Below are 13609 nucleotides of genomic sequence, written 5' to 3'. Positions count from 1 at the left end.
CGCCCGATACCGTGACCCGGCCCGCCTATGTCGACTCGGGCGTCGACAGTAGCGATCGGAACACCCGCTGCTGGGCCTTCCGGAGGTGCTGATGGAACGTCGCCGGTGCGATATCGAGCGATTCGGCGACGGCTTCGCCGGGCGCGTCGCGAGGCCACTCGAAAAAGCCCGCGTGATAGGCGGCCTCGAGGGTCGCCCGCTGGCGATCGGTGAGATCCGTCGTTAGAACCTGCCGAACCCGTTCGGCCGTGTCATCGTGCCGAGTGATCTGGCGGTGCTTCAGCAGTTCCGCGTCGGGATAGGCGCTCTGCACAGCGTCGATGAGGTTGCGGACGTCCGAACCCGGGGCCACGTGGAGCGTCATCCGATAGTCGCCGTCTTCGATGACGACGTTCTCGACGGAGCCGCCGAGCGAGGCGACCGTCGACAGCACCGGCGGTTCGGAGAGGCGAAGTTCGAACTTCGGCGTTCCGCGATCGGTCCGGAACGTCACGTCGAGCCAGTGTGGGAGCGCCTCGACGAGTGCCCTGACGCTGTCGACCGCGTCCGGGGTCGCGCTCCCGTAGACGAGGTACTCGTTGTCCTCGATGGGAACCGTGTGGTCGAGCGTGATCGTGCCCGTCGTCGGAACGCCCACGTCGAGCGCGCCGAAGACGTCGCGAATGCGAAACTGGAGTTCGACGACCTCGTCGCTCATCAGCGCCCGCTTGCGCTCGGTGGCGGCGATGGCGTGTCCCACTACCTCCCCTAGCTGGCTGATCACCGCTCGCTCCTGCCCTTCGAACGCGTTCGGCCGCTCGGCGTAGACGTTCAACACGCCGTAGACGGTCCCCTCGTAGACGATCGGGATGGCCGCCGACGAGCGGAAGCCGTACTCCTCGACGTGGCTCCGCCACGGATCGTGGCTGGTATCGGCCCGGATGTCGTGTGTGGTCTGGATCTCCTGTTCCAGGATGGCCCGTCCCGTCGGGCCCATGCTACGGACGTCGTCCGGATCGGCCGAGATGGTGATCCCCTCGAGGTACCCTTCCACGCCGGCCTCGGTTCGCATCGTCACCGTCTGCGAGGAGACGTCGACGTCCCCGATCCAGGCGAACAGGTACGACTCGGCCGCGGCGAGGTGCTCGCAGACGACCCGCTCGATCTCCTCGCGGGTCGACCGGGCGACGACCTCGTCGGTGATACCCCGGACGACGTCGTTGAGGTCGTTGAGTGCGGCGAGTTGCTCGCGCCGGCGTTCGAGTTCCCGCTCACGCTCCGTTCGATCGGTGACGTCCTGTGACATTCCGATCGCCGCGAAGACGTCGCCGACGTCGTCCCGAACCGGGACGAAGTGGAACTGGTAGGTGCTGTCGTCGATCGTGTCCTCGAACGACCACGTTTCGCCGTCGAGGGCCGCTTCGTAACCCGGAACGACGACGTCCGCGATTTTCGACGGGAGCGCGTCACGAATGGGGCGTCCCTCGAGATCCTCCCGCGTCAGGTCGGTATCCCCCTCCAGTGTGCCGCCGAACGTGACGTAGCGTCGGTCCTCGTCGACGAGGCCGACGGCGCCGTTCGGGAAGTACTCGACGAGCGTCCGGTACCGGCGACGATACTCCTCGAGGTCGCGCTCGATCGGATCGGGTTCGGAACGGACCTCCCCGTCGCGCGACCACCGACCGCTCGTCGACGTCGGCGGTCGCCACCAGACGCGGGCGCTCGCGCCGACCTTCTTGGTGTCGAGTTCGCCCTGCTCGACGAGTCGATCCAGCCGTTCGTAGGTGCTCCGGCGACCGAGGTCGAGGCGATCCGCTACCTCGGTCGTCGTCCGTGGCGTTCCGGAGCCGTCGAAGACGGCGAGGGTTTCCCGAAGACTCTCGGTCAACGATCGAGACGTCATTACAGTATCCCCCGCGACGCACGCTTGTTAACCCTCCGCCGGCGGAGTCCTTACCGCAGGCCAGGGGTAACTCGTCCGGTTCGGGGCCGTTCTTGCCCCGGAAAAACGCCACGACGACCCGCCAGCGAGGGACGAGTTACGGGGTAGACCTAACTACTACTAGTCGACGCTTACGGACGTCCGGATAGTACGGAAAGCAACGCTAGCCGCCACGGCGCGGTCGGAGTTGACACCGAGATGGCTCGATTCAGACGTGAACGGACGAGAGCGGGCGAGAAAACGGTCGGCTCGAGTGAAATCGATCGCGATCAGTCGGTCGAGTCGGACCGTCGACGGATGACGATCGACGTCCTCATGGGGCGGGACGGGCCGGTCGAACTCGCGGATCTGGCGGCGGGGATCGCCGCGCGCGAGACCGGCGTCGACGGCGCCGATGCGGAGACCGTCGCGTCCGTCGCCCTCGCGCTCCACCACGTTCACCTCCCCAGGATGGACGACTGGGGGCTCATCGACTACGATCCGGCCGAAAACCGCGTCGAGTCGTGTCCCCGTCGCCACGACGTCCGACTCGACTGACGTCCCGGCCGACGTCGTCGCTCGGGGACCGTCGAGATGATATCGTGGGTATCCGTCGCCGCGATCGAGTCTGCGAACGCTGATTCTCGGGACGGGGCAATCACGTGGGACGTTCGTCCGCCGGACGATCGTCTCGGGACGCCGGCGTGGCCGCCTCGTCCCCGCGGATTACGGCGTAACCCCCGAGGACGAACACCGCGCCCGACAGCAGAAAGGCGACGTCCCAGAGGAGAACGCTTCCGGGACCCGCCGGCCAGACGTGGTGAATCCCGAGTAGCTGGTGGTTCACGAGCCCCTCGACGAGGTTGAACACGCCCCAGCCGACGATCACCGACCCGACGAGCGTTCGGCCCGACTGGGGTACGGCCGGCTGTCGCCACGCGCGGACGAGCAGGGCGATCCCGGCGATCGTAAAGACGTACGTCCCGACGTGGAACAGCCCGTCGGCGAGCACGTTCAGCCGGAGGTTGGCGACGGAGGTCGGCGCCGTCCAGGCCGACAGCATGTGGTGCCACTGCAGGAGTTGGTGGAGCACGATCCCGTCGAAGAAGCCGCCCAGACCGATTCCGAGGACGATACCCGCCCGAACGAGTGGCTTCGCGCGCTCGCGAAGGCCGAGCCACGTGTCTGTTCGCTGGGCCATACCAGCCGATCGCGGATACGCGGAAAAGCGTGTGCTGCTGTCTACTGCAAGCGACTGCGGCCGGCGTCCCGGAACGCGATCGGCGTCGACTCAGGCGTCTTCGACCGTCTCGATCGCCTCCTCGAACCGATCGATCGGTTGCGCGCCGGCGAGCGCCTCCCCCGCCTCGGTCTCGGGGTCGAAGGCGAGGAACGCCGGCGTTCCCGAGATACCGAACGAGCGGGCCTGCGCCGCGTTCGTCTCGATTCCCTCCTCGTACGTCGACCGACGCTCGTCGAGACAGGTCGCAAGCGCGTCGGCGTCGACGCCGGAGACCGATCGCGTGTACTCGACGAGGTTGTCGGCCGCGGCCCAGCCGTCGTTCTTCTCGCCCTGTTCGTCGAAGACCGCCGCGTGCCAGTTCCAGTACGCCCCGGGATCGCTCTCGCGAACCTGCTCCCACGCGCACCGGCCGGCGACCGCGGCGGTCATCGAGTCCCCGCCAAAGAACGGAATCGTAACGAAGACGACGCGGATCCGCCCCGGATCGACGTACTCCCGGACGAGGTCGGGAAGCGTGTCCCGTTCGAACTGCGCACAGAACGGACACTGGAAGTCGGTCCAGTAGTAGAGGTCGATCGGGGCCTCGGGCGATCCCATGATCGGTTTGCCGGCCAGTTCGACGCCGAGCGACGACGTCTCGTCGCTTCCGTGAAACTCCGGCGACAGGTCGTGCGATCCGTCGTCGTCCGATCGCGTGAGATAGTACGCGCCGCCGGCGCCGACCGCCACGACTGACCCGGCGAGGAAGGCGCGACGGGAAGGCTCGTCGAAGGACATCGGTTGTGCTCGCGGTGACGTTCACGGTACCGGACCGTAACGGACTCGCCGTTTTGCTGGCTCAGCAAATCGCCCCCGTAGCGACTCACACTGGCGGGCGGCAGTTGCTGACCCGGCAAATCGCCGGGGACGATTTAGCCCAGGGGACCGATCGAAGACGCATGTCCGGACCTGGCTTCGCCCGACGGCGGTTGCTCGGGAGTGCGACGAGTGCGCTCGCGATCGCCACACTGGCCGGTTGCAGCGACCGGAGCGACGACTCGGGATCGATCGACGACGGCAACGGAACCGACGGTACCGACGAGACCGACGGCCCGGATTCGACCGACGGGTCCGAATCCGACGGCACCGAGCGGGGAACAGACGACCTCGACCTCCGGGAGGCGAACGTTGTCGACGTCGCAGTCGACGCCGAGGACGGCGCGTACGCCTTCGACGTGACGCTCCACCACGACGACGACGGCGAGGACGGCTACGCGAACTGGTGGCAGGTCGAGCGCCTCGACGGGACGCGCCTCGGTCGGCGCGACCTGCTCCACGCCCACTCCGACCAGCCGTTCACCCGATCGGAGACCGTCGAGATCCCCGACGACGTGGCGTGCGTCGTCGTCCGCGGTCACGACCAGACCCACGAGTACGGCGGCCGGGCGATGCTGGTGGACCTCGAGACTGGCGCGACACGGGCAGTCGACCAGGGGTCGGAGCCCCGATCGGTCGACGAGAGCGACTGTCCTTGAGAGCGCCGAACTCGACGCCGACGCCGTCTCCGGAGGAGCCGCGATCGACGCCGGTACCGTCCGTCGCTACGCGCTGGTGACGCGGAGCGTCCAGTCGCCGTCGGCCTCGACGTTGAGCCAGACCGGGCCGCCCGCTTTGTACGATCGCGAGTTGTCGAACGCGCCGGTCCGGTGGACGAGCACCTCGCGACTGCCGTCCGCGCCGTAGCCGTCGACGACGAACGTGCCGTCGCCGTCGTGGGTCGCGACGACCCTGACGTCGCCGTCAGTCCACAGCGGCCCGACGAACGACGATCCCGTCCCGCTGGCCTCGAACGGGAGGTCGTCGAGGTCGTCGGCGTGGACCGCCGGCTGGGAGAGGTCGATCGACCACGCGCCGTCGGCCGCGACCTCGAGCCGATAGGTGTCGTCGTCGACGGCCATGATCGACCTCCCGGCCGAATTTGCGGTGGTCAGCAGGTTCTCGTTCCGTCCGATACCGCCGGGTTTCGTCACGTCGACCTCCATTTCCGACGTGCCGTCCCGGGAGACCGTCGCGACGAGGATCCCCTCGTCGAGGTCGAACGCGGGCGACTCGCCCGATCCGGTTCCCTCGAACGCGTGGGACTGGCCCGCCTCGAGAACGGTGCCGGTCGGCCGATCCCCGACAGCGGGGTCGTCGCCGTCGAGGTCCAGGGTCCCGTCGACGAGGTCCGACGGGGTGACGACGTCGAGATTGCGGTGCTCGATGTGATCGAGGAGGAGGCCGAAGTCGTCGAGCGACATCCGGTTCTCGTCGACGCCGACGTTCTCCGCGTCGACGATCCGCGGAATCCGGATCACGGTGAGCAGGTCGTACTGGTCGGAGATGTTGAGGTGGCGACGAACGCCGGTGTGAAGCGCCGGCCCCCAGATGAACGGGATCATGTGCGTCTCGGTCGGCGGCACGCCCGTCGTCCCGGCACTCGACAGGAACGCCGACTCGTGGACGTCCCTGGCGACGTCGTAGGTCGTCGCGTCCATCCGATCGTCCGGCACGAACAGGTGTCGCGAGCCGTCCTCGAAGCCCTGGTTCGCGAGCGCGTCCCGCGCGGTTTCGAGGACCTCCCGCTGTCGCTCCGCGGGCTGGTCGGGCAGGGGCGTCGACACCTCCGGGAGCGAACAGACGTCCCAGCCGCGATCGCTGAGGTCCCGCAACTCGTCCGTCCCCAGTCGGCCGTCCGCGCCGATCCGATCGGGGCTGACCGGCACCGCCGCGGCCCAGTCCCGTTCCGCGAGCATCCTCGCCGCGATGTCGTAGTGGGAATCGTGTCCGCCGTAAAACGCGAGGATCCCCGCTCCGTTGTCGGCCGATTCGGTGCGACGGAGGTCGTCGACCAGCAGTCTGGTCGGGCCGCCGTCGGGCCCGTCCGCGACGATGTTGATGCCGGTGACGTTCGAGAGATCCGGTTCCTGGCCCGGCTTCTGCTGGTAGCCACAGTCCATCCGGAACCAGCCGTCGTACCCGTCCGGCACGATGCGGACGCTCGAGAGCCGATCGCTCCGCGTCGGTGCGAGGAACTCGACGACGACCCGATCGGCGGCCTCGGGCTTGACCGCCACCGACGTGTCCCAGTCCCGGAGATCGATCCCGTCGGGGAACCGGATCTCCATGCCGGCCGTCCCCTCGTCGCTCTCGACGACCGCCGCCTGCGAACCGGTCAGTGCCTCGTCGGGGACGGCCGAGAGGTCGCCGGTCCGCGCGGACCACTCCTCGAGGGTTTCGAAGTCCGAGAGCACCTCGCCCGCCTCGATCGCGGGCCAGCGCGCGTCGCCGCCGCCCGATCCGGTTTCGGCTCCGGCCCCGTTCGTCGCGTCGTCGGGAGTCGCCCCGCCCGTTTCGTCCGATAGCACGTCGGTACAGCCCGCGAGCGTCGTCGATGCGGCGCCGAGTGCGGCCAGCAACCGGCGTCGGGAGGAACCGTTGTCTGCGTCGCGTTCGGATGTCATCGTCGGTCGGTAGCCCGCCAGGACGTTCATTATACTGTGGGTAAACGCCGTCGCGATTTGCTGACCCAGCAAATCGGAGTCGGACCTTTCACGGAGCGCTCCGTCAGTGGACGCAGATGCGCTCGCGCGACTCGATCACGGGCTACCTGACGAACCTCTCCGACGCGGTCTCGTACCCGTTCGAGACGTGGCACGGGACGATCGGACTCGTGACCGTCACGTTCGCCACGTACGTCCTCCTCGTGTTGAGCACGATGCCGGAGTTCTCGCTCCAGATGCTCGGCGACGGCCTCCACTGGTTCGACTACGTTCTCGTCTCGCTGACGGAGACGATCTACCGGACCGACGGGCTCTCGTCGCTCGGTATTATCGTCCTCTACGCCGTCCTCACCGGCGTCGCGGTCGTCAACGCCGTCGCGCAACTGCGACTCGTCGGCCCGACGGGACTGACCGACCTGTCGGGGGTCGTCCCAGGCCTCCTCGCGTCCGGCTGCGCGAGCTGTGGTGCCGGCCTCCTCGGCTTCCTGGGGTTCGCCGGGGGACTGGCCGCGCTCCCGTACGATGGGGCGCTCCTTCGCATCGCCGGACTCGGCCTCCTGCTGTTCTTTTTGGGGCGGGCAGGCCACCCCGAACGCTGCGCAATCGCGCCGGAGGGTGCGGAATGACGGGACGCGACCTCGTCCGCCCGATCGGCTCGGATCCGCGGGCGATCGCGTGGGGTGCGGCCGCCGCGATCGGCGTGTTCGCGCTGTTCGGACTCGTCACCGGTCTCGTCCCGAACCCGCTCTACGTCCGGATGGTTCCCCGGACGCCGATCGATTACCTGTTCCTGACGCTGACGGCACTGCTCGCGGGCGTCTATACGGCCCAGCGGCTGGCGACCGAGGTGGCCGAACCCGAACCCCAAAGCGGGGGCGAGTCGGACGGCGAGGATCGATTGCTATTGGGCGGGTTGGTCGGCGGGTTCCTCGCGGTCGGCTGTCCGATCTGTAACGTCTTCCTGCTGGCGCTGTTCAGTTCGTCGGCGCTCATGACGTACTTCGATCCGCTCCGGCCGCTTCTCGGCGCGGTCTCCGTTGCGATCCTGGCGGGGCTGATCTACGCGCGCCACCGGCGATCGTGTCCGACCTGCACCGCGTGATCGCCTGAGATCACTCGGACTCCTTCCAGTCGCTGGCCTCGGTGTCGCGGAACTCTCCCTTGGCCTCCCGCTCGCGCGGCCAGAACGTGATCGCGAGAATCGCGGCGTAGAACGCGCCGACGACGGTCACGACGGCGATCCCGGGAACGGTCCCGACGGAGGCGGCGGCAGGAAATCCCGCATTCCGTGCGAACGCGGTGACGCGAAAGAGCCACGCGATACACAGCACGGTCAGGAGCGCGAAGTAGATGCGTCGCAAGCGATTCGCGATCGCCTCGAACATCGTGATCTTCAGGGTCGGTCGCCGGTAGTCGTCCCCGAGTTCGGTCCGCCAGTTCCGGTGTTCGACGCTCCGGGCCGGATCGAGCGTGGGTGCGAGGAAGTTCTGCTGGAACAGTCGCACGCGAGAGCGGTAGACGTCGTAGTCGCGGTACCGTCGCGCCTCGATCGCGAGGAACATCCCGACGGTCAGGACGCCGATGAGGACGATATAGTGTGGGTTGTCGGCACTCGAGAACGCCCAGGTGAGGATCGCGGCCATCAGCGTGACGGCCCAGGTCGTCGTCTGATCGAGTCTCGACCGCCAGGTCGTCTCGCGATCGAGTTCGCCGCGGTACGCGTGGCCGAGTACCGACGGCAGCTCCGATTCGTCGTGGCCTACCTTCTGCCCCGGATCGGTCCGCGTGGACTCGTCGTCGGCGCGGTCGGTCATGTCTCCAGTCTTCGACGGCCGAGACGAAGAATCTCGGCCCGGGCCTCGAGGCCCGTCCGCGCGGGATCGGGACCGACCGCCCATCGATATTGCACAGATTGTGCAAACATTCAAATGCACCCGGCGCGTTCGTTCGGTAATGACAGAACCAGCACGCTCGGAGTCGATCGACGACGAACGGGGCGCGCAGAAACCCGTCCAGCTAGACGACGTCGCCGACTACGACGACCTGCTCGCGGAGCACGACCTCGTGTTGCTCGAGTTCGTCACGTCGGGGTGCGGAATCTGCGCGTCGATGGAACCGGTGCTCGGCACCGTCGCCCGAAGCGCGCCGGGCGTCGTGGCGACGGTAAACGCCGGTCTCGTCCCGGATCTCGCCGCCGAGTTCGACGTCCGGAGCGTCCCGACGCTCGTCGTCCTGAAAGACGGCGAGGAGGTCGCCCGCCTCGACGACGGCTTCCAGGGTGCGGAGACGCTCGTGGACCTGCTCGAGACGCACGCGGCGCAGTGAGGGTGAGAGTGCGTAACGAATAGTGTGTTTTGGATACAAGACTGATGCGATCGCGAGGCCTCGACGCGCGAGCGAAGCGATCGGGCCAGGACGACGGATCGGGTCGGGGCTGCGCGTCGATCACCCCGGACGGGCGTCCGTCTCGACGACGCGGGCGTCCTTCTCGACGGCGTGAGTGTCCTTCTCGACGACGAGGTCCTCGAGGACGAGCACGTCGAGTCCCATCCCGTAGAAGTCCTTGATCGCCTGGGTCGGCGTCCGGACGATCGGTTCGGCGTGGTCGTTGAACGAGGTGTTGAGGACGACCGGGACCCCGGTGATCTCGGCGAATTCGGAGATGAGCCGGTGGTAGCGCGGGTGCTGGTCCTCGCGGACGGTCTGGGGCCGCGTCGAGTCGTCGGCCGGGTGCAGGACGGCCTCCAGGTCCCCGGTCTTCGCCGGGTCGACGTCGAACGCGTCGATCATGAACGGTGCCGGTTCGCCGTCGACGAGGTACTCGGCGGCGGCCGACTCGAGCATCGACGGGGCGAACGGTCGCCACTCCTCGCGGTGTTTGACGAACCGGTTGACCCGATCGCGCGACGCCGCGGTGCGGGGATCGGCGAGGATGCTTCGCGCGCCGAGCGCGCGCGGCCCCATCTCCATGCGACCCTGGAACCAGCCGACGAGGTCGCCGTCCGCGAGCCGTTCGGCGACGTAGCGCGCTACGTCGTCCGGTTCCGCGTACGCGAGTTTGTTCGTCTCGAGGGTCGATCGGATCTCGTCGGTCTCGTACTCGGGGCCGAGGTAGACGTCGGTCTGGCGATCGACGTCGGCGGGGCGCTGTCGCGACCAGCCCGCCCCGAGCGCGAGCCCCGCGTCGTGGGCGACGGGCTGGACGAAGACGTCGTCGACGGCCGGCGATTCGCGAACGCGCTGGTTCAGCTTGCAGTTGAGCGCCACCCCGCCCGCGAGCGCGACGTTCGCGGTTCCCAGTTGCTCGACGGCCGACTCCGCGATGGCGACGACCGTCTCCTCCAGCAGTTTCTGGGCCGTGTGGGCCAGGTCTTTCTCCCACTGGTCGAACTCGCCGGGCGTCTCGTTGCGGGAGCGGCCGAACGCGTCCTCGAGCAACTCAACCCCGTGGCCGGTCCCCCAGCGTTTCGTCAGTTCGGTGACGTCGTAGTCCGGCCCCGTGTCGATCAGGTCCCGCAGGACGCCCTCGATCTCCGGGTTGTCCTTGCCGTACGGAGCGAGTCCCATCACCTTCCCCTCGCCGTTGAACATCCGGTAGCCGAGGTACTCCGTGACGATCGCGAAGAAGAGCCCGAGGCTGTTGGGGTGTTCGTACGTGTGGGCGCGAGTCAGTCCGTCCCCGTCGGCGCGCCAGACGACCGTCGAGTCGTACTCGCCTTTCGCGTCGACGGTCAGGACGACCCCCTCCTCGAAGCCGGAGGGGTGGAACGCGCTCGCCGCGTGACAGCGGTGGTGAGAGATCGTCTCGATCGGCGGCACCGGCGTGGCGATCGACGCGAGACGGTTCTCGATCTGGCGCGTCGGGACGAACCGGCTGCGGGCCTCCGTGACGACGGTCCCCTCGAGCGCGGAGAGTTTTCGCGCGAGGCCGGGCGCGCGAACCGCGTCGGTGAGGTAGTGTGCGGTGAGGTTCCCGCGCAGTTGCGGGTCGTAGGGCAACAGGACGCGATCGACGTCCGGGAGGGTCAGGTCCCGGCGGTCGAGACAGGCCCGAATCGCCCGCTCGGGGAAGGTTTCCGTCGCGTGTTTCTCCCGCGTGTACCGCTCCTCCTCGACGCCGAAGACGGGCGTGCCGTCCTCGAAGAGCACGGCGCTCGGATCGTGTTGGCCGTACAGCCCGATCGCGGGTTTAAATGCGAGTAGATAGTCGGTCATGTCTCGTGAGAGTAACGCGTTGGTGACTGACTTCGGGGACACCCAAAATGACGGTGACGATTTGCTGGCCCAGCAAATCGTCGCCTATTTGTTCGATTACGTCGTCGTCGACCCCGTGCAACGCGAGGCAACCTCGAACCCGTCGGAGGTCTTTCAGGTGCTGGCTGACGACTACGCGCGCCGGATCCTCGTCGCGGCCGACCGGGAGCCGATGACCGCGAAGGACCTCAGCGACGCGTGCGACGCCTCCCTCACGACGGTGTACCGTCGCGTCTCGATGCTCCAGGAACACGACCTCGTCGAAGAACGCCGATCGATCGGGCCGGACGGCTCCCACCGGAGCGAGTTCGAGACGGTGCTCGAGGGACTCCACGTCGATCTCTCGGAGGGAGAACTGACGCTGGCCATGGAGACGCGCGACGAACTCGCGGACAACTTTACGTCGCTGTGGGACGACATCAGAGGAGAGCGATGATCGAGGCGCCGTTCGTTCTCGCAAAACTGATCACGCTCGCGTTGAGCCTCGCCATCGCGTACCTGGCCTTTCACGGGTACCGACGGAACGGGCGCAAACCGATGCTGTACGTCTCGGCGGGATTCGTGTTCATCGGCGCCGGCGCGATCTGTGAGGGTCTCATCTACGTCGTCTTCGGCACGTCGATCCTGTCCGCGGGGCTCATCCAGGCGGCGGTCGTCTCGAGCGGGATGGTGCTCGTTCTCGTCTCGCTGACCCAGTGAGGAGCTACGGCTCGCTCGACTCGCAGGCCGAACAGCCGGTCCGGCGGCGAAGGACGACCGCGCCGACGGCGAGCACCAGCGCGGTCACCACCACGGGAGCGAGACCGCCGCCCAGTCCGCCGACGGTAAGGCCACCCGTGACGGCGGCCGTGCCGGGGCCGACACAGCAGAGGCTCGCCAGTCCCGCGAGACCCAGCTTCGATCGTCGGGCCGCCGTCTCCGAATCCATCGCATCGGTCTACGGGATCGCCGCTGATATGATTTGTGAACAGTCTGTGCGAACGGATAACGCTCCCGTAGACTGGTGGCCTGCGGCCGCTCACTGGCGATCGTCGGCTCACTCGCGATCGGCGCGGCTGTGTTCGTCGTGGTCGTGCTCGTGGTGCCCGTGACCGTCGCGTTCGTGGTTGTGGTGGTCGTGGTAGCTGTGATCGTGACCGTCGTGTTCGTGGTTGTGGTGGTCGTGGTCGCTGTGGTCGTGCTGGTTGTGGTCGTGATCGTCGTGGTCGTGGTGGACGTGGCCGTGCTCGTGCCCGTCGCCGCGGCGGGTGAACTGGCCGGCGAAGGCCCGATCGACCACCTCCGACAGCGCGGGATGGATGTGGACCGACTCGCGGATGTCCCAGACGGTTCCCGTGCCCGCTTTCATCGCGACGACGACCTCCTCGATCAGGTTCGACGCCTCCGGGCCGACGATGTGACAGCCGAGGATCTCGCCGTCCGGTTCGGCGAGCACCTTGACGAGTCCCTCGACCTTCATCGCGCTCCCGCGGGCGGTGTCCTCGTAGCGATAGGTGCGGGTGGCGTACGCGCGATCGGTGCCCCTGAGATCCTGCTCCCGTGCGCCGACGCCGGCGACCTCCGGGGAGGCGAACACGGCGAAGGGCATCGCGGTGTAGTCGACCGGCACGAGGTCGTCGCCGAACAGGTTCCGGACGACGGTCCGGGCCTCGTGGTTCGCGTTGTGCTTCAGCAGGTACTCGCCGACGATGTCCCCGAGCGCCCAGACCCCGTCGGCGGACGTCCGGAGGTACTCGTCGGTCTCGACGAACCCGTTCGCGTCGGTTTCGACGCCCGTCGCCGCCAGGTTCAGCGTGTCCGAGTTGGGCCGCCGGCCGGCCGCGACTAAGAGGGTGTCGCCGGTCACCGTCACGTCGTCGCGCTCGTCCGCGTCGTCCCACGCCGGCGGGTACGGGCGCGCCTCGACGGTTACCTCGCCGCCGGACTCCGCGGCGGCGACGGCCTCGTGCCCCGTGTGGATCGCGAACCGATCGGCGTAGCGCTCGGTGAACGCGGCGGCGACCTCGTCGTCGGCCTCCGGGAGGAGCGATCGACGCCGGCCCACGATCGTCACGTCGCTGCCGAACGTCCCGAAGAAGTGCGCCAGTTCCGCCGCGATGTAGCCGCCGCCGACGATCACGAGGTGGTCCGGCGGCGTCTCTAGCTGGAGCGCCTCCCGGCTGGTGAGGTAGTCGACGGACTCGATGCCGTCGATCGGCGGGATCGCCGGCCGCGTCCCCGCGGCCACGAGGACGGTGTCGGCCCGGGCGCGCTTGCCCGCGTCGAGACCGGACGTGATCTCGACCGTCCGATCGTCGACGAACTCGGCCTCGCCCTCGAACAGCGTGTGGCGGTTCGACGTGCCCAATCCGTGGTGGATCGACTCGGCGCTCTCGGAGACGTCTTCGTTCACGTCCCGGACGATGTCGGCGAAATCGACGCCTGTCACGTCGGCGTGGATGCCGAACTCGTCGGCCCGATCGACGGTCTCCATCACCTCCGCGTGGTACAGCAGCTTCTTCGAGGGGATACAGCCGCGGTTGAGACAGGTGCCGCCGAGGGGCCCCTTCTCGACGACCGCGACGGACTGCCCGCGGTTCGCGGCCGCGTTCGCGACGTCGAGCCCGGATCCCGAGCCGACGACGAGGAAGTCGAACTCCGCAGTTCCAGCGTCCATACGCGTCCCGACGACGGCCAGCCCGATGAAACCTC

The 13609-nt window shown here is 68.0% G+C and carries 15 protein-coding genes; 7 read left to right on the top strand and 8 right to left on the bottom strand.

Annotated elements, in window-relative coordinates:
* Nucleotides 1–25: 25 nt before the first annotated feature.
* Entirely contained in the window at nucleotides 26–1882 is a 1857-nt protein-coding gene (locus AC6I6X_RS10175; protein WP_497930395.1) for a bacterio-opsin activator domain-containing protein, read from the bottom strand.
* A 237-nt stretch (nucleotides 1883–2119) separates the two neighbouring features.
* Between AC6I6X_RS10175 and AC6I6X_RS10170 the strand changes: the two genes are divergently transcribed.
* The gene (locus AC6I6X_RS10170; protein WP_497930394.1) at nucleotides 2120–2458 is read left to right on the top strand and encodes a DUF7344 domain-containing protein; all 339 of its coding nucleotides are present in this window, start codon (nucleotides 2120–2122) and stop codon (nucleotides 2456–2458) included.
* Nucleotides 2459–2558: 100 nt separating this feature from the next.
* Here AC6I6X_RS10170 and AC6I6X_RS10165 read toward each other — a convergent pair whose 3' ends face one another.
* Nucleotides 2559–3101 carry a DUF2243 domain-containing protein gene (locus tag AC6I6X_RS10165; RefSeq protein ID WP_497930393.1) on the bottom strand — a complete coding sequence of 181 codons (543 nt, stop codon included), beginning with the start codon at nucleotides 3099–3101 and terminating at the stop codon, nucleotides 2559–2561.
* 90 nt (nucleotides 3102–3191) lie between these two features.
* A complete protein-coding gene (locus tag AC6I6X_RS10160; RefSeq protein ID WP_497930392.1) occupies nucleotides 3192–3920 on the bottom strand; it encodes a DsbA family protein in 729 nt (242 codons plus the stop codon).
* Nucleotides 3921–4081: 161 nt separating this feature from the next.
* Between AC6I6X_RS10160 and AC6I6X_RS10155 the strand changes: the two genes are divergently transcribed.
* Nucleotides 4082–4657: a hypothetical protein gene (locus AC6I6X_RS10155; protein WP_497930391.1), complete on the top strand. Its 576-nt coding sequence runs from the start codon at nucleotides 4082–4084 to the stop codon at nucleotides 4655–4657.
* A 66-nt stretch (nucleotides 4658–4723) separates the two neighbouring features.
* On the opposite strand, the gene AC6I6X_RS10150 is transcribed toward AC6I6X_RS10155, so the two are convergent.
* Entirely contained in the window at nucleotides 4724–6625 is a 1902-nt protein-coding gene (locus AC6I6X_RS10150) for a polysaccharide deacetylase family protein (RefSeq protein WP_497930390.1), read from the bottom strand.
* A 116-nt stretch (nucleotides 6626–6741) separates the two neighbouring features.
* Between AC6I6X_RS10150 and AC6I6X_RS10145 the strand changes: the two genes are divergently transcribed.
* Nucleotides 6742–7290 (top strand): hypothetical protein, encoded by a 549-nt coding sequence (locus AC6I6X_RS10145; RefSeq protein ID WP_497930389.1) that lies wholly within the window; start codon nucleotides 6742–6744, stop codon nucleotides 7288–7290.
* Entirely contained in the window at nucleotides 7287–7766 is a 480-nt protein-coding gene (locus tag AC6I6X_RS10140) for a hypothetical protein (protein WP_497930388.1), read from the top strand. Before AC6I6X_RS10145 ends, AC6I6X_RS10140 begins: the two co-directional genes overlap by 4 nt.
* Nucleotides 7767–7776: 10 nt before the next feature.
* Here the strand turns inward: AC6I6X_RS10140 and AC6I6X_RS10135 are convergent, their stop codons facing one another.
* Nucleotides 7777–8478, bottom strand: a complete 702-nt coding sequence (locus AC6I6X_RS10135; protein WP_497930387.1) for a DUF2270 domain-containing protein — start codon at nucleotides 8476–8478, stop codon at nucleotides 7777–7779.
* 139 nt (nucleotides 8479–8617) lie between these two features.
* On the opposite strand from AC6I6X_RS10135, the gene AC6I6X_RS10130 reads away from it, so the two are divergent.
* Nucleotides 8618–8989, top strand: a complete 372-nt coding sequence (locus AC6I6X_RS10130; protein WP_497930386.1) for a thioredoxin family protein — start codon at nucleotides 8618–8620, stop codon at nucleotides 8987–8989.
* 120 nt (nucleotides 8990–9109) lie between these two features.
* Here AC6I6X_RS10130 and AC6I6X_RS10125 read toward each other — a convergent pair whose 3' ends face one another.
* Complete coding sequence (locus tag AC6I6X_RS10125) at nucleotides 9110–10879, bottom strand: carbamoyltransferase family protein (protein ID WP_497930385.1); 1770 nt, start codon at nucleotides 10877–10879, stop codon at nucleotides 9110–9112.
* Nucleotides 10880–10994: 115 nt separating this feature from the next.
* Between AC6I6X_RS10125 and AC6I6X_RS10120 the strand changes: the two genes are divergently transcribed.
* A complete protein-coding gene (locus tag AC6I6X_RS10120) occupies nucleotides 10995–11354 on the top strand; it encodes an ArsR/SmtB family transcription factor (protein ID WP_497930503.1) in 360 nt (119 codons plus the stop codon).
* Nucleotides 11354–11617 (top strand): DUF7521 family protein, encoded by a 264-nt coding sequence (locus AC6I6X_RS10115; protein WP_497930502.1) that lies wholly within the window; start codon nucleotides 11354–11356, stop codon nucleotides 11615–11617. The genes AC6I6X_RS10120 and AC6I6X_RS10115 overlap by 1 nt, the downstream gene beginning before the upstream one ends.
* Before the next feature lie 4 nt (nucleotides 11618–11621).
* Here the strand turns inward: AC6I6X_RS10115 and AC6I6X_RS10110 are convergent, their stop codons facing one another.
* Together AC6I6X_RS10110 and AC6I6X_RS10105 are read right to left on the bottom strand one after the other, a co-directional pair.
* Nucleotides 11622–11846: a hypothetical protein gene (locus tag AC6I6X_RS10110; protein ID WP_497930384.1), complete on the bottom strand. Its 225-nt coding sequence runs from the start codon at nucleotides 11844–11846 to the stop codon at nucleotides 11622–11624.
* 108 nt (nucleotides 11847–11954) lie between these two features.
* Nucleotides 11955–13574, bottom strand: a complete 1620-nt coding sequence (locus tag AC6I6X_RS10105) for a dihydrolipoyl dehydrogenase (protein WP_497930383.1) — start codon at nucleotides 13572–13574, stop codon at nucleotides 11955–11957.
* Between the last annotated feature and the right edge of the window lie 35 nt (nucleotides 13575–13609).

The sequence above is a fragment of the Halosolutus sp. YCN4 genome, assembly GCF_059736495.1.
The sequence above is the reverse complement of the archived record's forward strand: the minus strand, read 5'-3'. Positions and strand labels throughout refer to the sequence as shown.

What these genes read in the sequence shown, in the direction of transcription:
- AC6I6X_RS10175 (WP_497930395.1), bottom strand. Translation starts at nt 1,882, where the DNA reads ATGACGTCTCGATCGTTGACCGAGAGTCTTCGGGAAACCCTCGCCGTC.
- AC6I6X_RS10170 (WP_497930394.1), top strand. Translation starts at nt 2,120, where the DNA reads ATGGCTCGATTCAGACGTGAACGGACGAGAGCGGGCGAGAAAACGGTC.
- AC6I6X_RS10165 (WP_497930393.1), bottom strand. Translation starts at nt 3,101, where the DNA reads ATGGCCCAGCGAACAGACACGTGGCTCGGCCTTCGCGAGCGCGCGAAG.
- AC6I6X_RS10160 (WP_497930392.1), bottom strand. Translation starts at nt 3,920, where the DNA reads ATGTCCTTCGACGAGCCTTCCCGTCGCGCCTTCCTCGCCGGGTCAGTC.
- AC6I6X_RS10155 (WP_497930391.1), top strand. Translation starts at nt 4,082, where the DNA reads ATGTCCGGACCTGGCTTCGCCCGACGGCGGTTGCTCGGGAGTGCGACG.
- AC6I6X_RS10150 (WP_497930390.1), bottom strand. Translation starts at nt 6,625, where the DNA reads ATGACATCCGAACGCGACGCAGACAACGGTTCCTCCCGACGCCGGTTG.
- AC6I6X_RS10145 (WP_497930389.1), top strand. Translation starts at nt 6,742, where the DNA reads ATGCGCTCGCGCGACTCGATCACGGGCTACCTGACGAACCTCTCCGAC.
- AC6I6X_RS10140 (WP_497930388.1), top strand. Translation starts at nt 7,287, where the DNA reads ATGACGGGACGCGACCTCGTCCGCCCGATCGGCTCGGATCCGCGGGCG.
- AC6I6X_RS10135 (WP_497930387.1), bottom strand. Translation starts at nt 8,478, where the DNA reads ATGACCGACCGCGCCGACGACGAGTCCACGCGGACCGATCCGGGGCAG.
- AC6I6X_RS10130 (WP_497930386.1), top strand. Translation starts at nt 8,618, where the DNA reads ATGACAGAACCAGCACGCTCGGAGTCGATCGACGACGAACGGGGCGCG.
- AC6I6X_RS10125 (WP_497930385.1), bottom strand. Translation starts at nt 10,879, where the DNA reads ATGACCGACTATCTACTCGCATTTAAACCCGCGATCGGGCTGTACGGC.
- AC6I6X_RS10110 (WP_497930384.1), bottom strand. Translation starts at nt 11,846, where the DNA reads ATGGATTCGGAGACGGCGGCCCGACGATCGAAGCTGGGTCTCGCGGGA.
- AC6I6X_RS10105 (WP_497930383.1), bottom strand. Translation starts at nt 13,574, where the DNA reads ATGGACGCTGGAACTGCGGAGTTCGACTTCCTCGTCGTCGGCTCGGGA.